This window comes from Pseudomonas amygdali (assembly GCF_002699855.1).
GTDB classification, from domain to species: Bacteria; Pseudomonadota; Gammaproteobacteria; order Pseudomonadales; family Pseudomonadaceae; genus Aquipseudomonas; species Aquipseudomonas amygdali.
Genome location: NZ_LKBW01000318.1, coordinates 1 through 22,894 on the forward strand (window position 1 = coordinate 1; position 22,894 = coordinate 22,894).

At 59.9% G+C, this 22,894-nt stretch carries 20 protein-coding genes and 2 pseudogenes; 15 read left to right on the forward strand and 7 right to left on the reverse strand.

Features of this window, described 5'->3' with window-relative positions:
- Positions 1-161: 161 nt before the first annotated feature.
- Positions 162-1,556 carry an argininosuccinate lyase gene (gene argH, locus AO277_RS26115; protein ID WP_044319170.1) on the reverse strand — a complete coding sequence of 465 codons (1,395 nt, stop codon included), beginning with the start codon at positions 1,554-1,556 and terminating at the stop codon, positions 162-164.
- 133 nt (positions 1,557-1,689) lie between these two features.
- Between argH and AO277_RS26120 the strand changes: the two genes are divergently transcribed.
- The 8 genes from AO277_RS26120 (at position 1,690) to AO277_RS26160 (ending at position 9,267) form a co-directional block, all read left to right on the forward strand.
- Positions 1,690-2,772, forward strand: coding sequence for a sensor histidine kinase (locus AO277_RS26120; protein ID WP_044319169.1), 1,083 nt, complete (start codon positions 1,690-1,692; stop codon positions 2,770-2,772).
- Positions 2,769-3,515 carry a LytR/AlgR family response regulator transcription factor gene (locus tag AO277_RS26125; RefSeq protein WP_002551374.1) on the forward strand — a complete coding sequence of 249 codons (747 nt, stop codon included), beginning with the start codon at positions 2,769-2,771 and terminating at the stop codon, positions 3,513-3,515. The genes AO277_RS26120 and AO277_RS26125 overlap by 4 nt, the downstream gene beginning before the upstream one ends.
- Positions 3,516-3,747: 232 nt before the next feature.
- Entirely contained in the window at positions 3,748-4,689 is a 942-nt protein-coding gene (gene hemC / locus AO277_RS26130; protein WP_044319168.1) for a hydroxymethylbilane synthase, read from the forward strand.
- Complete coding sequence (locus AO277_RS26135; RefSeq protein ID WP_002551372.1) at positions 4,686-5,459, forward strand: uroporphyrinogen-III synthase; 774 nt, start codon at positions 4,686-4,688, stop codon at positions 5,457-5,459. Before hemC ends, AO277_RS26135 begins: the two co-directional genes overlap by 4 nt.
- Positions 5,460-5,512: 53 nt before the next feature.
- On the forward strand, positions 5,513-6,634 hold the full coding sequence (locus AO277_RS26140; RefSeq protein WP_044319167.1) for a uroporphyrinogen-III C-methyltransferase: 1,122 nt from the start codon (positions 5,513-5,515) through the stop codon (positions 6,632-6,634).
- Positions 6,631-7,875 (forward strand): heme biosynthesis protein HemY, encoded by a 1,245-nt coding sequence (locus tag AO277_RS26145; RefSeq protein WP_044319166.1) that lies wholly within the window; start codon positions 6,631-6,633, stop codon positions 7,873-7,875. The genes AO277_RS26140 and AO277_RS26145 overlap by 4 nt, the downstream gene beginning before the upstream one ends.
- Before the next feature lie 216 nt (positions 7,876-8,091).
- Positions 8,092-8,619 carry a disulfide bond formation protein B gene (locus AO277_RS26150; RefSeq protein WP_005732781.1) on the forward strand — a complete coding sequence of 176 codons (528 nt, stop codon included), beginning with the start codon at positions 8,092-8,094 and terminating at the stop codon, positions 8,617-8,619.
- A gap of 174 nt (positions 8,620-8,793) precedes the next feature.
- A complete protein-coding gene (locus AO277_RS26160) occupies positions 8,794-9,267 on the forward strand; it encodes an Rsd/AlgQ family anti-sigma factor (protein ID WP_002551368.1) in 474 nt (157 codons plus the stop codon).
- A gap of 79 nt (positions 9,268-9,346) precedes the next feature.
- Here the strand turns inward: AO277_RS26160 and AO277_RS26165 are convergent, their stop codons facing one another.
- Positions 9,347-10,027, reverse strand: a complete 681-nt coding sequence (locus AO277_RS26165; protein WP_002551367.1) for an FKBP-type peptidyl-prolyl cis-trans isomerase — start codon at positions 10,025-10,027, stop codon at positions 9,347-9,349.
- A gap of 216 nt (positions 10,028-10,243) precedes the next feature.
- On the opposite strand from AO277_RS26165, the gene AO277_RS26175 reads away from it, so the two are divergent.
- Positions 10,244-11,266, forward strand: coding sequence for an AlgP family protein (locus AO277_RS26175; RefSeq protein WP_044319165.1), 1,023 nt, complete (start codon positions 10,244-10,246; stop codon positions 11,264-11,266).
- Here AO277_RS26175 and AO277_RS26180 read toward each other — a convergent pair.
- The gene (locus tag AO277_RS26180; protein WP_002551365.1) at positions 11,263-11,739 is read right to left on the reverse strand and encodes a TIGR02444 family protein; all 477 of its coding nucleotides are present in this window, start codon (positions 11,737-11,739) and stop codon (positions 11,263-11,265) included. The two genes, AO277_RS26175 and AO277_RS26180, sit on opposite strands and share 4 nt — an antisense overlap.
- A gap of 46 nt (positions 11,740-11,785) precedes the next feature.
- Between AO277_RS26180 and AO277_RS26185 the strand changes: the two are divergent.
- The 5 genes and pseudogenes from AO277_RS26185 to AO277_RS26205 all read left to right on the forward strand — a co-directional run bounded on the left by AO277_RS26185 (position 11,786) and on the right by AO277_RS26205 (position 17,519).
- Positions 11,786-13,706, forward strand: a pseudogene (locus tag AO277_RS26185) (ATP-binding cassette domain-containing protein).
- 16 nt (positions 13,707-13,722) lie between these two features.
- On the forward strand, positions 13,723-14,316 hold the full coding sequence (locus AO277_RS26190; protein ID WP_044319164.1) for a mechanosensitive ion channel family protein: 594 nt from the start codon (positions 13,723-13,725) through the stop codon (positions 14,314-14,316).
- A gap of 67 nt (positions 14,317-14,383) precedes the next feature.
- Positions 14,384-15,016: a LysE family transporter gene (locus tag AO277_RS26195; RefSeq protein ID WP_002551362.1), complete on the forward strand. Its 633-nt coding sequence runs from the start codon at positions 14,384-14,386 to the stop codon at positions 15,014-15,016.
- A 161-nt stretch (positions 15,017-15,177) separates the two neighbouring features.
- A pseudogene (locus AO277_RS26200) lies at positions 15,178-17,077 on the forward strand (FTR1 family protein).
- 214 nt (positions 17,078-17,291) lie between these two features.
- Complete coding sequence (locus AO277_RS26205; protein WP_002551360.1) at positions 17,292-17,519, forward strand: hypothetical protein; 228 nt, start codon at positions 17,292-17,294, stop codon at positions 17,517-17,519.
- A gap of 87 nt (positions 17,520-17,606) precedes the next feature.
- On the opposite strand, the gene AO277_RS26210 is transcribed toward AO277_RS26205, so the two are convergent.
- Entirely contained in the window at positions 17,607-17,894 is a 288-nt protein-coding gene (locus AO277_RS26210; RefSeq protein WP_005732774.1) for a YheV family putative zinc ribbon protein, read from the reverse strand.
- The gene (prlC, locus tag AO277_RS26215) at positions 17,891-19,942 is read right to left on the reverse strand and encodes an oligopeptidase A (RefSeq protein WP_044319163.1); all 2,052 of its coding nucleotides are present in this window, start codon (positions 19,940-19,942) and stop codon (positions 17,891-17,893) included. The genes AO277_RS26210 and prlC overlap by 4 nt, the downstream gene beginning before the upstream one ends.
- Before the next feature lie 112 nt (positions 19,943-20,054).
- Here prlC and AO277_RS26220 point away from each other — a divergent pair, with 112 nt between their 5' ends.
- Positions 20,055-20,600 (forward strand): gamma carbonic anhydrase family protein, encoded by a 546-nt coding sequence (locus tag AO277_RS26220; protein ID WP_002551357.1) that lies wholly within the window; start codon positions 20,055-20,057, stop codon positions 20,598-20,600.
- A gap of 141 nt (positions 20,601-20,741) precedes the next feature.
- Here the strand turns inward: AO277_RS26220 and AO277_RS26225 are convergent, their stop codons facing one another.
- Positions 20,742-21,797 (reverse strand): aminopeptidase, encoded by a 1,056-nt coding sequence (locus AO277_RS26225; protein ID WP_044319162.1) that lies wholly within the window; start codon positions 21,795-21,797, stop codon positions 20,742-20,744.
- A gap of 281 nt (positions 21,798-22,078) precedes the next feature.
- Positions 22,079-22,894: dynein light chain family protein (locus AO277_RS26230; protein ID WP_503434373.1), on the reverse strand; the 816-nt coding region annotated here is incomplete at its 5' end.

The window sequence follows — 22,894 nt, forward strand, 5'->3', positions numbered from 1 at the left end:
CTCCAGCGTGGGAATGCCGTGGGTGACGCTCTGCGTCACAAATCTGCGCTGCGCCGCGCAATCAAGAGCGGACGCAGAGCGTTCAGAACGACATTCGACGCGGAGCGTCGCACGATAGTTGAATGGTCGTTCCTCACGCTAAAGGAATGCCTTGGTTGTATTCAGCGCCCGGCCAGCAGTTCCTGACCGCGGACCACGGCGGCGCAGACCTGTTCGGGTGCGGTGCCGCCGATGTGGTTACGGGCGTTGACCGAGCCTTCCAGGGTCAGCACGGCAAACACGTCCTGCTCAATCTGGTTACTGAACTGACGCAGTTCTTCCAGGCTCATTTCTGCCAGGTCCTTGCCGGTTTCCACGCCATATTTCACGGCATGACCAACGATCTCGTGGCAGTCACGGAACGGCAGACCACGGCGCACCAGATAGTCGGCCAGATCGGTCGCGGTCGAGAACCCGCGCAGCGCGGCTTCACGCATGATCGCGTGCCTGGGTTTGATTGCCGGGATCATGTCGGCAAACGCACGCAGCGAATCACGCAGAGTGTCGGCAGCGTCGAACAGCGGTTCCTTGTCTTCCTGATTGTCCTTGTTGTAGGCCAGAGGCTGGCCTTTCATCAGGGTCAGCAGGCCCATCAGGGCACCGAACACACGGCCGCTCTTGCCGCGTACCAGTTCAGGCACATCGGGATTTTTCTTCTGCGGCATGATCGAGCTGCCGGTACAGAAGCGATCCGGCAGATAAATGAACTGGAACTGCGCACTGGTCCAGAGCACCAGCTCTTCGGAGAAGCGCGACAAGTGCATCATCGCGATGGACGCGGCCGAGCAGAATTCGATGGCGAAGTCGCGATCCGATACGCCGTCCAGCGAATTACCGCCCACGACATCGAAGCCCAGCAGTTTGCAGGTCAGTTCGCGGTCGATCGGGTAGGTGGTGCCTGCCAGCGCAGCGCTGCCCAGAGGCATGCGGTTGAGACGCTTGCGGCAGTCGACCAGACGCTCGTAGTCGCGGCTGAGCATTTCGAACCAGGCCAGCATATGATGACCGAATGTAACGGGCTGGGCGGTCTGCAAATGGGTGAAACCGGGCATGATGGTTTCAGCTTCGCGCTCGGCCTGGCCCAGCAGGCCTTGCTGCAGACGCGTGATTTCGCTCAGGATCAGGTCGATTTCGTCGCGCAGCCACAGACGGATATCGGTGGCGACCTGATCGTTGCGGCTGCGACCGGTGTGCAGCTTCTTGCCGGTGATACCGATGCGATCGGTCAGGCGTGCTTCAATGTTCATGTGCACGTCTTCCAGATCGACGCGCCACTCGAACTGGCCGGCCTCGATCTCGGCCTGGATGGTGTTCAGGCCGTCAACGATGGTGTCACGCTCGGCGTCGGTCAGAACGCCCACCTTGGCCAGCATCGTGGCGTGGGCGATGGAGCCCATGATGTCGTGGCGATACAGACGTTGATCGAAGGTGACGGAGGCAGTGAAACGCGCGACAAACGCGTCGACGGGTTCACTGAAGCGGCCGCCCCAGGACTGATTGGTCTTGTCGGTGCTCATGGATTCGCTCGTTGCTAACAGAAAGTGGCGTGCCCGTTACCTGGCACAAGGGCGATTGCGATGATAACAGGGTTGATGCATTTTTATCCCCGGACAGCTTGCCGCTGACGAGGCCAGGGCAGAGACTGGAGGCATGCGAATCGAACCTGTGAAACACGATGCCCGGCCTGTGCCCGGCAAAGACTTTTTCCTCCCCGAAGTGTGCCTGCCGCAGGCATTGCTGGTGCTTGTCGTTCTGGCGGAGCTGCTGGTGCTGGTTCTGGTGCTGGTAGAACCGATGCATACCGGCTTCGACTGGGTACGTCTGGCGCTGATGTCGCTGTTCGTGCAATGGATCGTGCTGCTCTCCGCAGCGCTGCTGTGTGGTTTGCGACCCTGGCTGGCGCGCCTGACGCCGGGGCTGGCTGGCATGCTCAGTTGCCTGCTGGTGGTCGGCCTGACGTTGCTGTGCACAGCCGTCACCGATGTCTGTCAGCTCACCGGACGGATTTCAATCGGCGGGATGGTCGAGCGCTACCTGCGCTACTCGACAATTGCGTTGATCATGTCCGCCCTGATGCTGCGCTATTTCTATTTGCAGAGTCAGTGGCGCAAGCAGCAACAAGGCGAGCTGCGCGCGAGGATCGAATCGCTGCAGGCGCGAATCCGCCCGCACTTTCTGTTCAATACCCTCAACAGCATTGCCAGCCTGGTTGCCAGCAACCCGGTCAAGGCAGAGCAGGCGGTACTCGACCTTTCAGACCTGTTTCGCGCCAGTCTGCCCAAGCCCGGCAGCCTGGTAACGTGGGGCGAAGAGCTGGCATTGGCAAAACGATATTTATCGATTGAGCAATATCGTCTTGGCGAGCGTCTACAGTTGGACTGGAGGGTGAGTGCAATTCCCGATGACTTGCCGATTCCCCAGCTAACCTTGCAGCCATTACTTGAAAACGCTTTGATTTATGGCATTGCTCCGCGAGTCGAGGGGGGCGTTGTAACGGTCGAAGCGAACTATGAAGGGGGAGAGTTCATATTGAGCGTCAGTAATCCCTATGAAGAAGTTGCCAATCGGCAGACTTCCAACGGTACTCAGCAGGCTCTGACGAATATAGGCGCACGTATTGCGGCACTTTTTGGCCCGCACGCCAGTCTGAGCGTGGAGCGCCGTGACGGTCGTCACTACACCTGTCTACGCTATCCTTGTGCGAGACTCACGCAGGAAGCCAGAGCTATATGAATGTCCTGATCGTTGATGACGAACCCCTGGCCCGCGAGCGATTGAGCCGCATGGTCAATGAGATTGAGGGTTATCGAGTACTGGAACCCAGCGCCTCCAATGGTGAAGAAGCCTTGGCGCTGATTGAAACTCACAAACCGGACGTGGTGCTGCTCGATATCCGCATGCCGGGTCTCGATGGCCTGCAGGTTGCAGCGCGCCTGTGCGAGCGGGAAGCGCCGCCTGCGGTGGTGTTTTGCACTGCCCACGATGAATTCGCCCTGGAAGCTTTCCAGGTCAGTGCAGTCGGCTATCTGGTCAAGCCTGTGCGCTCCGAGCACCTCGTCGAAGCATTGAGGAAAGCCGAGCGGCCAAACCGCGTGCAACTGGCGGCGTTGACCCGTCCGGCTGCCGAAAGCGGATCGGGCCCACGCAGCCATATCAGCGCGCGGACCCGCAAGGGTATCGAACTGATTCCACTCGATCAGGTGATCTACTTCATCGCCGATCATAAATACGTGACCTTGCGTCATGAGGGTGGCGAAGTGCTGCTGGACGAGCCGCTCAAGGCGCTGGAAGACGAATTCGGCGACCGTTTCGTGCGTATTCACCGCAATGCACTGGTGGCCCGCGAGCGAATAGAACGGTTGCAGCGCACGCCGCTGGGGCATTTCCAGCTGTTTCTCAGAGGGCTTAATGGCGATGCGTTGATCGTCAGTCGCCGCCATGTAGCCGGTGTACGCAAGATGATGCAGCAGCTCTAGCGCCTCGCCGCTCTGGAGCCTCTGGGCCCAGACCGATTCATGGAACGGGAGAGAATTCCGGCTCCATGTGCTTTTCGGCTGGCCTACGCGCAGCCTTTCCCATGCGCCCCTCAGCCACTGCCGATTGATTGATCGGCTCAGTGTCTGACGCAAGTTTCAATCAGCGCCGAAGCCGCCCTGACCGGGATTGAGCTGTTATTATCCGTCGCATTCACTCAGTACGGATTGTTCAATGTCCTCTCGCGAAATCCGCATCGCCACGCGCAAAAGTGCGCTGGCACTCTGGCAGGCAGAATACGTAAAGGCCCGTCTCGAACAGGCTCATCCCGGCCTGCTCGTGACGCTGGTGCCCATGGTCAGTCGTGGTGACAAGCTGCTCGACTCCCCACTGTCGAAAATCGGCGGCAAAGGTCTGTTCGTCAAGGAGCTGGAAACAGCGCTTCTGGAAGACAACGCCGATATCGCCGTGCATTCGATGAAAGACGTGCCGATGGACTTTCCACAAGGCCTGGGCCTGTTCTGCATCTGCGAGCGCGAAGACCCACGCGATGCGTTCGTGTCCAACATCTTTGCCAGCCTGGACGAACTGCCAGCTGGCAGCATCGTCGGCACCTCCAGCCTGCGCCGTCAGGCGCAATTGCTGGCGCGCCGCCCCGATCTGCAGATCCGCTTCCTGCGTGGCAACGTCAATACGCGCCTGGCCAAGCTCGATGCCGGCGAGTACGACGCCATCATTCTTGCCGCTGCGGGCCTGATCCGCCTGGGCTTTGAAAATCGTATCACCTCGGCAATCAGCGTCGACGACAGCCTGCCTGCGGGCGGGCAGGGCGCGGTGGGTATCGAATGCCGCAGCGTCGATGCCGAAATTCATGCCTTGCTTGCACCTCTGCATCACGAAGACACCGCCGTGCGCGTGATTGCCGAACGCTCGCTGAACAAGCACCTCAACGGTGGCTGCCAGGTGCCTATCGCCTGTTACGCCGTGTTGGAAGGCGATGACGTCTGGTTGCGCGGGCTGGTGGGCGACCCGGCCGGGAGTGTATTGCTGCACGCCGAAGCCCGCGCGCCACAGACATCCGCCCAGGCGCTGGGTGTGCAGGTGGCCGAAGCACTGCTGGCGCAGGGTGCCGCCGACATTCTGAAAGCGGTGTATGGCGAGGCCAACAACGAATGAGCACCTGGCGCCTGTTGCTGACCCGCCCGGCCGAAGAATCGGCAGCGCTGGCAAAAGTGCTGGCCGAGGCCGGTATCTTCAGCAGCAGCCTGCCTTTGCTCGAGACCGAGCCATTGCCCTTGACGCCTGCACAGCGTTCGATCATTTTCGAGCTGCTCAATTATTGTGCAGTGATCGTGGTCAGCAAACCTGCGGCGCGGCTGGCTATCGAGCTGATCGACGAAGTGTGGCCACAGCCACCCATGCAACCCTGGTTCAGTGTGGGTTCAGCAACCGGGCAGATACTGCTTGATTACGGGCTCGATGCGAGCTGGCCGGAGCAGGGCGATGATAGCGAAGCCTTGCTCGAGTTGCCGCGCTTGAAACAAGCGATTGCCGTACCGGGAAGCCGTGTGCTGATCATGCGCGGCGACGAAGGACGCGAACTGTTGGCCGAGCAATTGCGCGCATTGGGGGTGGGAGTTGACTACCTGCCGTTGTATCGTCGCTACCTGCCGCAGCATGCCCCCGACGCCGTGCCGCAACGTGTTGCGGTGGAACGCTTGAACGGGCTGGTGGTCAGCAGTGGGCAGGGTTTTGAACATTTGCTTCAGCTGGCGGGTGATTCTTGGCCAGACCTGGCCGATTTGCCACTGTTCGTACCAAGCCCCCGGGTGGCCAGCATTGCGCAGGCAGCTGGAGCCCGGACCGTTATTGATTGTCGTGGTGCCAGCGCCACGGCATTGCTGGCAGCGTTGCGGGATCAACCTCAGCCTGCCGTCAAGGCGTAATGATCGACACTTGTCGTTTACGCTATTACGCCAAAATGCAAAGGATGGGATACGTGAGCGAAACAGCCTTGCCTAAAGACGAAGAATCGGTGTTGAAAACGCCTGCACCCAAGCCTGACCCAGTACGTGCCGAGCGCACCGGCAGCCGCAGCAGTGGCTTGGTATTCCTGGCCTTGCTGCTCGGTATCGCTGGTGTCGCGGTCGCAGGCTGGGGAGTCTGGCAACTGCGCATGCTGCAAGCCGGCCACCAACAGCAGCGCGGCCAGGTTGAAGACATCGCCGAGCAGACGCTGGTACTGGCTCAGAATGATCAGCAGCTGAGCGCACGCCTTGCGCAATTCCCGCCTGCCGATCAGTTGGCAGACAGCAGACGTCTGGTCGCGCAATTGCAAGGCGATCAGCAGCGTCTCAGCCAGCGACTCGAAACCGTGCTGGTCGCGAGCCGCAAGGACTGGCGCCTGGCCGAGGCCGAGCATTTGCTGCGTCTGGCCAGCCTGCGTCTTTCAGCGCTGCAGGACATCAACAGTGCTCAGGCGCTGGTTCAGGGTGCCGACGAAATTCTACGTGAGCAGGACGATCCCGGCTCCTTTGCCGCCCGCGAGCAACTGGCCAAGAGCCTTGCCGCCTTGCGCAGCGTTGAGCAGCCAGACCGCACCGGACTGTTCCTGCAACTGGCCGCCCTACGCGAACAGGCTGAGCAACTCAACAAGCTGGCACCTGAATACGAAGACAAGGGCGAGTCTCTTCTGGGCCTGACCGCCGACAAGACTGAACAAAGCCGGTGGACGCAGTGGTGGGACGAAATTTCCCACTACTTCCGTATCGATTTCAACGCCGACAAGGATATACGCCCGGTATTGGCAGGCCAGAGCCTTTCCCAAGTGCGCCTTGCACTGAGCCTGGCGCTGGAGCAAGCGCAATGGGCGGCGCTCAACGGCGAGCCGCAGGTCTATACCAAGGCCATCACTGAAGCACAGAGCGTTTTGAAGGCCAACTTCGATCAGGGCGACCCACAGAGCAAAGTGCTCGCCCAAGGGCTTGAGGCGCTGGCCAATCAGCCTGTGTCGGTCAAGACCCCTGATCTTGCGCAGAGCCTGAGCTCGGTGCAGGCCTACCTTGAACGCCGTCATGCCGCGGGCCAGCCAGCCGAGGCGCAACAGGGGACCAGCCGATGAAGCGCTTTTATGTGCTGTTATTCATCGCTATCGCCGCTGCGGCGCTGATTGGTGTCGCCATCGCCGAGCATTCCGGCTACGTGCTGATCGCCTATCAGAACTTCCGCTATGAATCGAGTCTATGGGCAACGCTGGCATTGCTGGTCGCAGTTCTGCTGGTAATCGCCCTTCTCAGGCTGGTCATCACGCTGCTGACGACGTCAGGCCGCGTGGTCAACCCATGGTCGCGTCGTAACCGCCGTCGCCGTGTGCAACTGGCTATCGAGCATGGCCAGATGGACCTTGCCGAAGGACGCTGGGCCAGTGCACAACGTCATCTGCAACGGGCGGCCGAAGCCGATGCCCATCCATTGCTTTACTACATTGGCGCCGCCCGCGCGGCCAATGAGCAGGGGCGTTACGAAGACTGCGATGCCTTGCTGGAGCGTGCGCTGGAGCGTCAGCCGCAAGCCGAGCTGGCAATTGCCCTGAATCACGCTCAACTGCAACAGGATCGTGGCGACACCGAAGGTGCGCTCACCACGCTGCTGGCAATGAAAGAGCGTCATCCACATAACCCTCAGGTGCTTCGCCAGTTGCAGCGGCTCTATCAGCAACGTGGCGACTGGTCCGATGTTGTCCGTCTGATGCCGGAACTGCGCAAGGACAAGGTCCTGCCAGCCAAGGAGCTTGCCGAGCTGGAGCGCCGCGCCTGGGGCGAGAACCTGACCCTGGCGGCCTACCGCGATGGTATCGAAGGCTCACCCACCGGGTTGCCTTCGCTGGAAAGCGCCTGGCAAGGACTCGGCTCCGCACAGCGTCAGGAGCCGCAACTGGTGCTGGCGTATGCCGATCAATTGCGTCGTCTGGGCGCCGAAGCTCAGGCTGAAGAGGTGCTGCGTAGCGCCCTCAAGCGCGAATACAACAGCCATCTGGCGCGTCTGTATGGCCTGGTGCGCGGCAGCGATCCGCTGAAGCAACTGCAAACGGCAGAAGGCTGGCTCAAGCATCATCCTGCCGATCCAAGCCTGTTGCTGAGCCTGGGGCGTATCTGCCTGCAAGGCCGATTGTGGGGCAAGGCGCGGGATTATCTGGAGAGCAGCCTGCGTCTGGAACGCAATCCCGAGACCTGCGCAGAGCTGGCTCGTCTGCTGGCCCAGCTGGGTGAGACGGATCGCAGCAATACGCTGTTTCAGGAAGGCCTGGGCCTGCTTGACGAACGCTTCCTGTCGCACCCTGTGCCTGTGCTGACCAAAGCATAAAGCTGCCGGAGAGCCCCGCGCGAGGGCTCTCCATGCTGTCTCGAAGACCATCAGAAAATAGTGCGTGAGAATCTTCCTACGCCGATGTGTAAAAGAACCACGTAGTAGTGTGTTTGTTTTCGCAGGTAAACAGCGACGTATCCGCACGCCGCCACCTTGAATGCGCCGCACCCTTTCCTCTACCGTAATCGCCTCGTCCTTTGTTACGGATTTGCCATGTATCTGGCTCGCACACGCTTCCTGTTTTTCCTGGCATCGCTGGCCTGTGCATCAATCATTGGCACCGCCTTTTATCTGCAGCAAACCTTCGGCCTCGACCCTTGCGTCCTTTGCCTGATACAACGCGCGGCAATCATCGCCTGCGGTGTGTTGGCATTGTGCGCTGCCTGCCACGCTCCCGGCCCGACAGGCATGCGGCGCTACAGCCTGGGCTTTCTGCTGATCGCGCTGACAGGGCTTGTTACGGCAGGCGCTCAGGTATGGCTGCAAACCGCCTCGGCAGATCAATTGATACCTTTCATTACCAGACTGGAGCATCTGTTAAGCCTGCTCTCACTGGACATGTGCATTGACCGGCTGCGAAGCGATGCAATGTTTTGCGCAGAAATCACCTGGACCCTGTTCGGTATAAGCCTGCCAGAGTGGAGTCTGCTGGCATTTACCGGCCTTGCGCTGTTACCCCTGTATCCTCTTTTCAGCGAATTCAGCCACTGGCTGGCGACCAAAGATCGGGCCAGGTATTAAACGCTTGTATGAACTTTATCTCCTGCGTACCTTGAAGGCCTTGTCGAGCGGGCATAATCTGGCCCGCACGCGTCACTGGAAATATGCTGTCCTGGCGCATCTATCAGGCCAGGTACAGGCTAACCGCCAGGACCGGCCCAGGACTGCATGCCCCTGAAGGGAAGAGAGAAGACCATGCTGGAAAGTTGTCAGAATGCTCAGGAACGCTGGGGCGGAGTCAATAAGCTGATTGATCGCTGGCTTCAAAGCCGCCTCGAACTGGTCGAAGCCTACGATGCGCTGGGCGACACGCCCCAGGCTCTGGCAGCCGACCGTGAAGGCTTGCAGAACTTCTGTGGAGTTCTTGTCGATTACGTCTCGGCCGGCCACTTTGAGGTCTATGAACAGCTGGGTGATGAAGCCCGTGCGTTCAACGACGAGCGTGGGCTCGAGCTGGCTGACACGATCTACCCGCGCCTGGACGTCATTACCAAGTTTGCGTTGACGTTCAATGATCGTTGCGACAAGGGCGACTGCTCGGACGCTACGGTGGTGGCCAAGGAATTCAACCAGCTGGGGCAACTGCTGCACGAGCGCTTCGAGCTGGAAGACTGCCTGATTGAAGTGCTGCACAACTCCCACAAGGAAGAGATCGCCGCGCAGGTGTGACCGCTCGCGTGCATAGGCTACAAACCGCAAGGGTGCTTTTGCACCCTTTCGCGTTTCTGGATTCCGGATTTACATCCGCTTACTGTGAAACGGCAATCAGCTCGATTTCAAATACCAGCGGAGTGAACGGATCGATCAGGTCGCCAGCACCCTCAGCGCCGTAGGCTTGATCCGAAGGAATCACCAGTCGCCATTTCGCGCCGGTCGGCATCGTCTGCAATGCGCTGGTCCAGCCGCTGATCACGCTGTCGAGCCGGAACCATTGCGGCTGGGTGCTCTGATCGAAGATCGTGCCGTCCGGCAAACGACCCACATAGCGCACTTCAACCCTGCCATTGGCATCAGGTTTGGGCCCCGTGCCAGGTGTCAGCTCGGTCATGAGAATCCCGTCCGCCAATACCTTCACACCCGGCTTGGCCTTCTCGCTGTCCATGAACGTGCGCTCTGCCTTCAGGGCTGCTTCGGTAGGCGCGTCTGTGCCTGCGGTCTCGGCCTGCGCGATTGCGGCGTCATGCTCACGCAGGACCTGGTCGATACGCTCCTGCTTGAGTGCCAGCGGCTTGCCCTGATAAGCCTGTTTCAGACCGTCGACAAGTGCCTTCAGATCAAGGTCAGGGACTTCCTGATGCAAGCGTTCACCCAGGCTTGCACCCAGGCTGTAGGCGAGATCATGACCATCATCGGCCGCCGCAGGTGGTGCTTCGGCAGCTTGAGCCAGGGGTAGCAAGAGGAACAACGACGTTAACAGGTAGCGCGACATTAATGCTCTCCGGCCTGGGAAGGCAGCGATTATGCCAGCGCCAGCGCGTGTAGTGACGAGTCTTGCCAAGTGAATTTCACAATGCCTGTGCATCGTGTCAGGCAATCATTTTTTGCAGTATGCAACAGCGCCCCCTGGATGCTGTCAAGATGCGCTAGCGGCGATGCGCGCAGAAGCCTAGTATGAGCCGCAATTTCGTCACCCAGGAGGTAAGTCATGTCGGCCAAAAAGAAGCCAGTAAATACTCCGTTGCATTTGCTTCAACAATTATCGGGCAGCTTGCTTGAACATCTGGAAGACGCCTGTTGCCAAGCCTTGGCTGATGCCGAGAAACTGCTCGCCAAGCTTGAGAAACAACGCGGCAAGGCGCAGGAAAAACTGCACAACTCCCGCATCAAACTGCAGGACGCTGCCACCGCCGGAAAATCCAAGGCACAGGCCAAGGCCAAAGACGCCGTTTCCGAGCTGGAAGAGTTGCTCGATGCTCTCAAGGATCGCCAGACCGAAACCCGCACCTACATTCTGCACCTCAAGCGCGATGCCCAAGAGAGCCTGAAGCTGGCCCAGGGTATCGGTCGCGTGAAAGAGGCGGTCGGCAAGATCCTCACCACTCGCAATGCCAAGCCTGCTGCCCCTAAAGCCGCCGCCAAAGCAGCGACTGCCGCTACAGCAAAAGCACCCGCAAAAACCGCAGTAAAAGCGGCCGCTGTCAAGCCAGTCGCCAAAACTGCAGCCAAACCTTCGTCGGTCGCCAAGCCTGCAGCCAAACCTGCGGCAACCAAGGCCCCGGTCAAAGCTGCCGCCAAACCTGCCACCCGGGCAGCGGCAGCAGCCAAGCCCGCCGCGGCAAAAACAGCCGCCGCCAAGCCAGTTACGGCTAAACCTGCCGCCACCCGGCCGGCTGCCAAAGCGGCTGCGGCCAAGGCACCTGTCGCCAAAACGACGGCAAGCAGCGCTGCCAAACCAGCAGCAAAAACTCCGGTAGCCAAACCAGCGGCCAAAGCCCCGGTAAAAGCGCCCGCAAAGGCCGCGACCAAAGCACCAGTCAAGGCACCTGTGAAAGCAGCAGCCAAGCCTGTCGCAAAACCTGCGGCCAAGCCAGCAGCGAAGCCGACCGCCGCCAAACCGGCTACGCCAGCGCCTGCTGCCGCTGCAAAGCCGACGACGCCTGCACCTGCTGCGCCAGCCGCCGCACCGGCAACACCTGCCAACGGCGCAACACCAACCAGCGCTTCCTAAGTCTGGTCGACGGCAAGATCAACCGCGATGCGCAGCACCTGCAGCGCATCGCGGTTTTTTTCTGCCTCTCCGTCAGCGAGCTCTATCAGCCATTCCTCTGCATTTCTCGCCTCACCCGCTGGCCAGTCTCCCGTCAGTGCCTCAAGCTTCAGCATCAGACTCTGTTCGGCCTCCAGCTCCAGCGTCTTGACCTTCATTCGCAACGTCATCAGCACCGCGTCCTCAAGCGCTGCATTGCGCCATTGGTTACGCAAATCCCGCAGCGGACGCACCACTTCATCGTGCCAGGGGGTCGCCAATTGCCTTATTTGCGTTAATCGCTGCGCATTGCACGCCACTTCGCGCGTGCCGAGCCAGACCCCGCAAAGCACCATGCACACGTTGGCCCCGTTGGCTTGCAGCGTCAGACAAGCCTGCTCTACACCCGGACGGGCGTAGAAATCGAGGGTGAAACTCCAGAGCGCTGAAGGCATAGTGATCCACCTGTTCAGGACGAAGCTGGTAGACTCCGCCGCCATTATGATTCGACTTCAAAGCCTTACCTTACAGCGTGGTCCGCAACGTCTGCTAGAAGACGCCGAGCTGACCCTGCACGTCGGCCATAAAGCCGGCCTGATCGGTGCCAATGGCGCCGGTAAATCCAGCATGTTCGCCTTGCTGCGTGGCGAGCTGACGCCCGACGCCGGTGACTGCCTGCTGCCCGCCGACTGGCGTATCGCGCATATGCGTCAGGAGGTCGACACCCTTGAGCGCCTGGGCGTGGACTACGTGCTCGACGGCGACGAGCGCCTGCGCGAGGTTCAGCGTCTGCTGGCCGAAGCGGAAGCCGCGCAGGACGGCGCTGCTCAGGCGCGTCTGCATTCGGAGCTCGACAGCGCCGACGGTTATACCGCAGACGCGCGGGCGCGCAAGCTGCTGGCCGGGCTGGGTTTCACCAACGAACAGATGGAACGTCAGGTCGGCAGTTTCTCCGGCGGCTGGCGTATGCGCCTGAACCTCGCGCAGGCGCTGATGTGCCCGTCGGACCTGTTGCTGCTCGACGAACCGACCAACCACTTGGACCTCGACGCCATTCTATGGCTTGAAGACTGGCTCAAAAGCTACCCCGGCACCTTGCTGCTGATTTCTCACGACCGGGATTTTCTGGACGCTGTGGTCGATCACATCGCTCACGTCGAGCAACGCAAGATCACCCTCTATCGTGGCGGCTACAGCGCGTTCGAGCGCGTTCGAGCGCGCTCGTGCCGAACGTCTGGCCCAGCAGCAACAGGCCTACGAGAAGCAGCAGGCGCAACGCGCGCACATGGAAAAGTACATCGCGCGCTTCAAGGCCCAGGCTACCAAGGCCCGTCAGGCACAAAGCCGGATCAAGGCGCTGGAGCGCATGGAAGAGCTGTCGGCCGCGCACGTCGACTCACCGTTCAACTTCGTTTTCCGCGAGTCCGACAAGATCTCCAGCCCGTTGCTGGATCTGTCAGACGCGCGTCTGGGTTACGGCGACAAGACCATCCTCGAGAAGGTCAAGCTGCAACTCACGCCGGGCGCGCGCATCGGCCTGCTGGGCCCCAACGGCGCGGGCAAGTCGACGTTGATCAAAAATCTGGCTGGCGAGCTTGAGCCGCAGAGCGGTCGACTGGTTCGAGGTGAAAACCTCACCGTCAGCTACTTCGCCCAGCATCAGCTTGACTCACTGGATGCGAAGGCCACGCCATTGCTGCACTTGCAGCGTCTGGCACCTACTGAACGTGAACAGACACTGCGCGACTTCCTCGGCGGCTTCGATTTCCGTGGCGCGCGCCTGGATGAGCCCGTGCTGAATTTCTCCGGTGGCGAGAAAGCCCGCTTGGCGCTGGCACTGATCGCCTGGGAAAAGCCCAACCTGTTGCTGCTCGATGAACCGACCAACCACCTCGATCTGGAGATGCGTCTGGCGCTGACCATGGCCTTGCAGGAGTTCGGTGGCGCGGTACTGGTGGTGTCTCACGATCGGCACTTGCTCAAGAGCACCACCGATGACTTCCTGCTGGTGGCTGACGGCCGCGTACAGGAGTTCGACGGCGATCTGGATGACTACACGCGCTGGCTGGCCGATTACCGCCTGCGCAACGCGCCGGTCAGCACCACGCCAGTCAACGCCGACAAGACTGACAAGAAAGCCCAACGTCAGCAGGCAGCGGCCTTGCGTCAGCAACTGGCGCCACACAAGCGTGAAGCCGACAAGCTGGAGCGTGACCTTGGGCTGGTGAATGAAAAACTCGCCAAGGTCGAGGAAGCGCTGGCGGACAGCACCAACTACGAGGCGGCCAACAAGGACAAACTGCGCGACCTGCTGGCCGAGCAGGCCAAGCTGAAAGTGCGTGAGTCCGAGCTGGAAGACGCCTGGATGCAAGCGCTGGAACTGCTGGAGTCCATGCAGGCCGAACTGGAAGCATTGTCGTGAGCGAGGCAGGGAAGTGATGGACATGTTGGGCCTGCCGGTATCCGCGTACTGGCTTGAACCGCTGCTGGTGGGTGCGCAGATTCTGCTGATCCTGTTGGCCGGTTACGTATTGCAACGCATCGTGGGCGGTTTTCTGACCGGTCTGGGCGAGCGTTATCCGTTGCCGCCAGAGCTGCTGGTGCCGGTGCGTGGCGGCTTGCGCTGGTTGATCATGGGCAGCGCGTTTGTTCTCGTCCTCGGCCGCCTCGGAGTTTCGGCCACGGTGCTGTGGACGGCACTGTCCGGCTTTGTAGCCGTCGCGGCGGTGGCGTTCTTCGCCATGTGGAGCGTGCTGTCGAACCTGCTCTGCGCCATTTTGATCTTCACCATCGGCCCGTTCCGCATCGGTGACATGGTCGAGCTGGTCGATACGCTGGACAAGCCCGGGGTAAAAGGTCGCGTGGTCGCTATCAATCTGATGTTCACCACCCTGATCGAGACCCCGGAAGCCGGTGGCGCGTTGGTTCAGGTGCCCAACAGCCAGTTCTTCCAGAAGTCGGTCCGGCGCTGGCGCGACAGTGATCTGTTTCCACAGATGGTGGTTGCGAAGCAGCCTGACGAGCAGGATTAAAAATAGTTAGCCTTCCAAAGCGTTAACCACTAATTTATCGGGCATTCGACTTTGCTTGAGGTGTGTGATGGCGCTTGAAACGTGGCTGGGCTTCTTTGCAGCCTGCTGGATTATCAGCCTTTCCCCTGGCGCAGGCGCTATCGCCTCCATGTCCTGCGGCCTGCAATACGGTTTCCTGCGCGGCTACTGGAATGCCCTGGGGCTGCAAATTGCATTGGTGGCGCAGATCGCGATTGTTGCTGCCGGGCTCGGCGCGGTATTGGCAGCTTCCGAGATGGCCTTCACGTTGATCAAGTGGTTCGGCGTGGCGTACCTGGTCTATCTGGGCATCAAGCAATGGCGCGCATTGCCTGCTGACCTTGGCGACGAGTCTGCCGTGCGCCCTGTCGGCAAACCGATGACGCTGGTGATCCGCGGTTTTCTGGTCAATATCAGCAACCCCAAGGCTCTGATCTTCATGCTGGCGATTTTGCCGCAATTCATCGAACCGGCTGCTCCACTGCTCATCCAGTACGCCATTATCGCGGCGACCATGGTCGTGGTCGATCTGATCGTGATGGCCGGCTACACCGGGCTGGCGTCGAAGGTGCTGCGCATGTTGAAGACACCTCGCCAGCAGCGTCGCCTGAATCGTACGTTTGCCAGTCTGTTCGTAGGGGCCGCAGGGTTTCTGGCCACGCTGCATCGCGGTACAGCGTAAACCTGCCGACCTCTTCAAGCCTTTGAACGGGCAAACGTCCTGTTCAAAGGTTATCTGAAAGCCGAATGTAAGATTCAGTAACAAAAATAGACCTCGACTCTTGAGTAGTGCTCTTGCGGCGTTAACAATGCACCGCATCGCACTCCTGTCGAGATTCTGCAATGCCCCTCCGTTCTCGTTTCCTTGCCTGGCTGCTCATACCGCTACTGGCGCTGTGCAGCGGCGTCACGCTGGCTGATCCTGTCGAGGGCGCAGCCCAGGCGTTGCATCTGCTGGATTATCTGGGTGCCGACTATCCGGCCACTGTGGCGGATGGCAAGGTCGTGAATAGCGCCGAGTATCAGCAGCAGGTCGACAACCTGGCGGCGCTGCAAAGCCTCGTCGTGGCCCTGCCGCAACGCGCAGAGCGTGCTGACCTGGAACGGGCCGTGACGCAGCTGAAAAGCGCCGTAGCGGGTCGACAGGACGGTGTACAGGCTGCGCATCAGGCGCGGCAGTTAAGTGCGAAGCTCGCACTTGCCTACGAAGTCAGCCAGGCCCCGGCCATTACTCCGGACCCGGCCCGTGGTGCGCCCCTTTACGCTCAGCATTGCTCGGTCTGTCATGGCGATAGCGGCGCAGGTGATGGCCCGGCAGGCATCGGCCTGGAACCGCCTCCCTCAAACCTGCGTGACACGGCACGGCTGGATCGCCTGAGTCTTTATGACCTCTACAACGCGACCGGGCTGGGCATCGCCGGTACCGATATGCCCGCATTTGCCGACCAGCTGGACGACCGCCAGCGTTGGGACATCGCGACCTATATCGCCAGTTTCAGTGCACAACCGGTTGCCAACCCAGCAAAGACCTTCAACATCGCCGACCTGGCTCGTCAGACACCTGCCGAAGTTCAGGCAGCCGAGGGTGCGGATGCCAGCGCAACCTTCCGTGTCCAGCGCGCGCAGCCGCCACAGGTGCAGCGCGGCCCGGCGCAACTGCTGGATTACACCAGTGTAACGCTGGACAAAAGCCTGGCTGCCTACAAGGCCGGTGATCGCGAGCAGGCCTATGACTTGTCGGTGGCAGCGTATCTGGAAGGTTTCGAACTGGTCGAAAGCTCGCTGGATAACGTAGACGCCAATGTGCGCAAGGACACTGAAAAAAAGCCTGATGGCTTACCGACAGTCCTTGCAGGATAGCCTGCCGCTGGCGCAGGTTGCACAAAAGCTGGAAGCGGCCAAAGGCAAGCTCAAGGAATCGGCGGGGCTGTTGGGCAGCGATGGTCTGAGTCTGTCGCTGAGCTACGTTTCGGGCTTGTTGATTCTGCTGCGTGAAGGGCTGGAAGCGATTCTGGTACTGGCGGCGATTCTGGCGTTTCTGCGCAATACCGGCCAGCAGTCTGCGGTGCGCAGCGTCAACATCGGCTGGGGTCTGGCTTTGCTGGCCGGGCTGGGCACCTGGGCGCTGGCAGCGTATGTCATCGACGTCAGCGGCGCACAGCGTGAATTGCTGGAAGGTGCCACCGCGCTGTTTGCCAGCGTAATGGTGCTCTGGCTTGGTGTGTGGATGCACGACCGTCGTCATGCCGCCGCATGGCAGGACTATGTCAAAAGCAGTCTGGTCGGCGGCGGTGGTCGTTTCGGCTTCGCGGTGCTGGCGTTCTTCTCGGTGTATCGCGAGCTGTTCGAAGTCATCCTGTTCTATGAAACCCTGTGGTTGCAGGCAGGACCCGCCGGGCACGATGCCGTGCTGGCGGGTGGTGCCACGGCGCTGGTGCTGCTCGTGGGCCTGGCATGGGTCATCCTGCGCGGTTCGGCGAAGCTGCCGCTGTCGCTGTTCTTCGGTATCAACGCTGCGCTGCTGTGCGCGCTGTCAGTGGTGTTTGCCGGTCACGGCGTCAAGGCGCTACAGGAAGCGGGCATATTCGGTACCAGGCCCGTGCCGTTCTTCGAGTTCGACTGGCTGGGTATCCACGCCGACCTGTACTCGCTGAGCGCACAGGCCATTGCCCTGATCGCCATTGCGGTGCTGTACGGCAGAAGCCGTCTGGCAGAGAAACGCAGGCTTCAGGCAGCAGGCTGAGACATCGGCTTCTTCATGGGCAAGCGGTGCGCGCCGCTTGCCTGCATGAACGAGTCGATACCGTTCCAGCCTGTTACTCGCGTGTTTTAACTTCCTGTACAAACAACCACCTGCCATTTCTGTCAGTAGACGCATTTTTAGTCGCGCCCTACTGTAGGGAAACGCCAACTCGGCTGCCGGGTAATGGCGCATTTACCTGAGAACGAGGTGGGTGATGGCAAAGTATGAGATACGGTTGTGGGCTGAAGATATCGAGCAACATAACCATCCTGTAATAGCCATCCAGTTTTATGAGGACGACGACCTGCAAGAACAAGCCTGGGTCAGGCTGCACCCGCACGGAAATCACAAGATTTTCGGCGAGCTGGGCAGGGATGAGGAAGTGCTGACGGTTCTGGCGCTAGCCTTCAGGAAGAAGGTGGCTGAATTGGCCGATTGGTAATTTCTGTCGCTGATAACCTGAGGCGGCGAGCTATAAAAAAGGTTCGTTCAGACGAACGAACCTTTCATTTTGACCCGACCGATCACGTCACTCAGGATCCACCGGCTTCTTCAACTTCGGATTCGGAAAAAACTGCACACCCTGCACCTTCGGGTCTGCCGGTTTGACCACCACCTTGTTGACCCGTGTACCCAGCTCCTTCGGTATCGAAATACCTTGTTCGTTGAGCGTATCGCTGTAGCCGCAACCCACGCATTCGCGGTGCGGCACGTCGTTTTCGCTCCACATCATGAGCTTGTCAGGCTCGCTGCACGCCGGGCAAACAGCCCCGGCGATGAAGCGTTTCTTGGTAATGATTACCGGTGTATCGGTCATGCTGCCGCGTCCTCACTCAAGCCACTGTGACGCAAGAGTGCGTCAATCGACGGCTCGCGTCCGCGGAAGTCGACGAACAGCACCATCGGTGCCTGTGAACCGCCACGGGCCAGAATGGCTTCGCGGAAGGCGCGGCCGGTTTCGGCGTTGAGCACACCGTCTTCCTCGAATTTCGAGAACGCATCGGCAGACAGCACTTCGGCCCACTTGTAGCTGTAATAACCGGCGGCATAACCACCTGCGAAGATGTGCGCGAAGCTGTTCGGGAAACGGTTGTAAGCAGGCGGACGCATCACCGACACCTCGTCACGAATGCCTTCCAGCACCTCCAGCACGCTGCGGCCGTCGCCGTGGGTGGCGTGCAATTCAAAGTCGAACAGCGAGAACTCCAGCTGACGCACCATCATCAGGCCGGACTGGAAGTTCTTGGCGGCGAGCATTTTCTCCAGCAGGTCCTGCGGCAATGGCTCGCCGGTTTCGTAATGACCGGAGATCAGCGCCAGGCCTTCGGGCTCCCAGCACCAGTTTTCCATGAACTGGCTCGGCAACTCGACTGCGTCCCAGGCCACGCCGTTGATACCGGATACGCCGGCATGATCGATACGGGTCAGCAGATGATGCAGGCCATGACCGAATTCGTGGAACAGCGTGGTGACTTCATCGTGGGTCAGCAGCGCAGGCTTGCCCGCGACCGCAGGCGTGAAGTTGCACACCAGATTGGCCACCGGGCTTTGCAGTGTGCCTTCAGCCGTGCGACGGCGATCACGAGCGCCGTCCATCCAGGCACCGCCACGCTTGTTGGCGCGCGCATACAGATCGAAGAAGAAACGCCCGACGTGCTGGCCGTTTTCCTTGATCTCGAACAGACGAACATCCGGGTGCCAGGTGTCGAAGCCTTTTTGCTCGGCAATCTCGATGCCGTACAGACGCTGGACGATAGCGAACAGACCGCCGAGCACTTTATCGATGGGGAAGTAGGCACGCAGGATTTCCTGGGAAACGCTATAGCGCTGTTCGCGCAGCTTCTCGCCGTAGAAACCGCTGTCCCAGCTTTGCAGATCCGGGCAACCCTGTTCGGCGGCGTAGGCCTTGAGCTGCTCCAGGTCCTGGGCCGCGAACGGCTTGCTGCGCTTGGCCAGGTCACGCAGGAAGCTCAGCACCTGATCGCTGGACTCGGCCATCTTGGTTGCCAGGCTCAGCTCGGCAAAGTTCGCGTAGCCAAGCAGTTGCGCCAGTTCCTGACGCAGGTCGAGGATCTGCTCCATGACAGGGGTATTGTCGTTCTTGCCCGCATTCGGGCCTTGATCCGACGCGCGAGTGCAGTATGCCGCATAGACTTCTTCACGCAGTGCGCGGTCTTCGGCGTAGGTCATCACCGCGTAGTAGCTCGGGAATTCCAGCGTGATCAGGTAGCCTTCCAGATCCTTGGCCTTGGCGGCGACAGCCATCTGCTGTTTGGCAGAATCGGTCAGGCCGGCGAGGGCGGACTCATCGGCAACCAGCTTGGTCCAGGCCTGAGTGGCATCGAGCAACTGGTTGGAAAACTGGCTGCCCAGCTCCGACAGTTTGCTCTGCACTTCAGCGTAACGCTTCTGCTGTTCAGGCGGCAGATCGATGCCGGACAGGCGGAAATCGCGCAGCGATTGCTCCAGAATGGTCTTCTGACCGACGTAAAAGGTGGCGGCTTCAGGACCGTTGGCCAGCGCTTCATAGGCCTGAAACAGTGCGCGATTCTGGCCCATCTCGGTGGAGTAGGCGCTCAACGCCGGCAGGCACGACTCATACGCTTCGCGCAGCTCAGCGCTGTTGCACACGGCGTTCAGGTGGCTGACCGGGCTCCAGGCAGCGCCCAGGCGGTCATTCAATTCGTCCATCGTCAGGACCAGCCCGGCCCAGGTCGGTGTCGACCCCTGTTTAGCGAGGATGTCGGCAATCGCGGCACGGTTGTCCGCCAGTATTTTTTCAATAGCAGGTTTGACATGTTCGGCACGAATCGCCGAAAACGGTGGCAGGTCGTACGATTGCAGAAGAGGGTTGTTCGCGCTCACGGTTTTGCACCTTGGCTGGAAGAAACACCCAGCCATCTTAATTACAATCGACGCCGACCGCAGCAACCAAACCCGCTCTGCACACCTATCACTGCCAAAGAAGGAGCCTATCGTGGCCATTCGCAAGTTTCAGGACCACACCCCAGCCCTCGGCGAACGGGCCTTTGTCGACCATTCAGCGGTGGTTATCGGCGATGTTGAAATCGGAGCCGACAGCTCCGTCTGGCCGCTGACGGTGATACGCGGCGACATGCACCGCATCCGCATCGGTGCCCGCACCAGTGTGCAGGACGGCAGCGTGCTGCACATCACCCACGCAGGCCCCTTCAACCCGGACGGTTTCCCGCTGCTGATCGGCGACGAAGTGACCATCGGCCACAAGGCCATGCTGCATGGCTGCACAATCGGCAACCGCATCCTGGTCGGCATGGGCACCACCATCATGGACGGCGCGGTTGTCGAAGACGAGGTCATCATCGGCGCAGGCAGCCTGGTGCCACCGGGCAAAGTGCTGGAAAGCGGCTTTCTGTACGTTGGTCGCCCGGTCAAACAGGTACGTGCATTAACCGACAAGGAAATCGCCTTTTTTCCGTACAGCGCCACTAACTACGTGAAGCTCAAGGATCAGCATCTGGCTGAGGGGTTTGATAAGGCCTGACTATCGGTTCCTGCGCTCCAGCGTAGGAATGCATCCCGTGACGCTCTGCGTCACAAATCTGCACAGCGCCGCTCACTCGAGGCCGGACGCAGAGCGTCCAGAAAGGCATTACCACGTGCAGCGTAGTAACAATAATCGTACTCAGGGCATCAACCGCTGCAACGCCGCCTTGCGCGCCTCGACCGGCAGCCCTCCCAGCTTTTCCACGGCATTGAAAAACGCCACCCAATCGCCATTCACCTGCCTGAACAACGCTGCAAACGCTGGCACCCACTGATCATAAAGACCAAATGGCAGCAGCTTGGCGTTGTTCATAGGGCTGTTGATCCAGGCATCAAAACGCTTGTCGCCTGCCCATTGTTCATCGCGTAACTTGCGGTAGTCACTGCGCAACCGCTCGAACTCTTCAGCCTTGCGCGCGCGCATCACCTCAGCCGACAACGGCTGACGATACAACGCCTTGAGCCGCTCCCGAGTGTCGAGCACCAACCGGATAAACTGGTCACGCCGTGCGGACTGCGAAACACTCTCCGGCGGCAAACCCCGCGCCGCACGCCACTGCCGCGTACCTTCCTGTTCGACGAAGCTGGCGTAGGACTCGTTGAACTCGGTGTCGTCTTTCACATAAAACCGCTGATGCGCCAACTCATGAAAAATCAGCGTCGCCAAACGCTCATCTCCCCAGCCCATCATCGAACTGAGAATCGGGTCATTGAACCAGCCCAGTGTCGAATAGGCTTCCACACCGCTCAAATACACATCCTTGCCCGTCTGACGCTGCAACGCCGCCTCACCACGCGCCCCGCCAGGGCTGTAATAACCGCGATACGCGACACAGCCGGCAATCGGAAAACAATGCGTAACAGGCTCCAGCGAAAACTCGTCGGTGGCGAACACATTCCACACCACATAAGGACGTCCCAGATCCGCATACAGGCGATAGCTCTGGTTATCCGGCAGATGCAAATGCTCACTGGCAAACGTCCGTGCCAACTGTGAACGGGCCAGACGCTCACGCAACCCGGCATCCCGCTTCGGGTCTGCGACGATCTTCGCCACCGGTTCGCGAGCCTGCAGCAATTGCCACTGCCCTTGAGCCAACTGGCCGTAATAGGAAACGCTGGAGCAGCCGGCGAGCAGCGTAACGGCCATCAGTGAAAGGACGCGACAAAGGCGTGGGGCGGTCAGCGTGGACATGAGCGGGAGGGCTTTGGTGATTTGGACAGGGGGATGTTATGCCGGACGGGCAGGGAGATGTGCAACTGTCGAGATTCGCCGATTAAAAAGTGATTCGACAAAATCGAACCTTGCGCCGATAGCCGGGCGTCGCACGTGTGGCTTATGAAGCGCTTACGGCGAACGCTGGAACCGGAGGGCACAGCAGAGCCTGAAGAAAGTACGTCAGCCCGGGTGCACGCTCACCAGGAGAGTGCGCCCGGGCTGCCAGGTTAGGGGAGTGCTATCCGTGAATGGTCGGATCAGGACGTTGTTCTCGCCAGCCACGGGAATGTGGACCGGGGCAGGTAATAAACGTGGAGACTCCAGTTGCAGCCTCGATCATAGTTGCTTTCAACGTAGAAGGACCCTGATGTTTTCCCAATCATCGCACCGCTGGACTTCCAGTCGCCGTTGGTTTCACTGTTCCAGCCGTTTTGAATGTACCAGCCGGTAATAATAGCCCCCCCTTCAGACGGGTCGAACGGGAACGAGAAGGTGTGGCTTTGGTGGCCGATTGTCCAGTCAGCGCTGTAATGCTGACTGTCCTCCTGAATTGAAACATTGGTAAGTTCGGTGGATTTGATCCCGGCCGACGTCGAATAGACACCGCTCGCTGGCTCATTCGGCGGTGAGAGCGTCAGGCTCTGATAGAAAGAGAACAACGCGAGCGAAGGTTGAAGGCTTCTGGTCAGCTCAGAGACTTGCTGACTTAACTGACTTGCCGCGTCAGGCTCGTAAAGCAACGTTCCGATACGTGCGCTGTACTGATTCGTTAAGTATTGCTGCGTGTCCGCTACAGTATTGATGCCTTGAACGGGCGGGGTGAGGCTGTAGGGCTGGGTGGAGTAATAGCCCGGAATGGCCGACGTGAGTGACTCCAGTTCCTGCAACTGAAACGCGATGGTCTTGACCTTGGCAAAGTTATCGGGGTTTAGCGGTAACGTATTGGGAATGCGGTTATCGATCTGGGAATAATGAATCAGCCTGGCACGACGCGGAACAGGCTGCAGGTTTTCTGTAAACCACGTCAATAGAGTGGGAATGCTGTTAGGTTTTGTACGAAAAGTCGGCTGGGG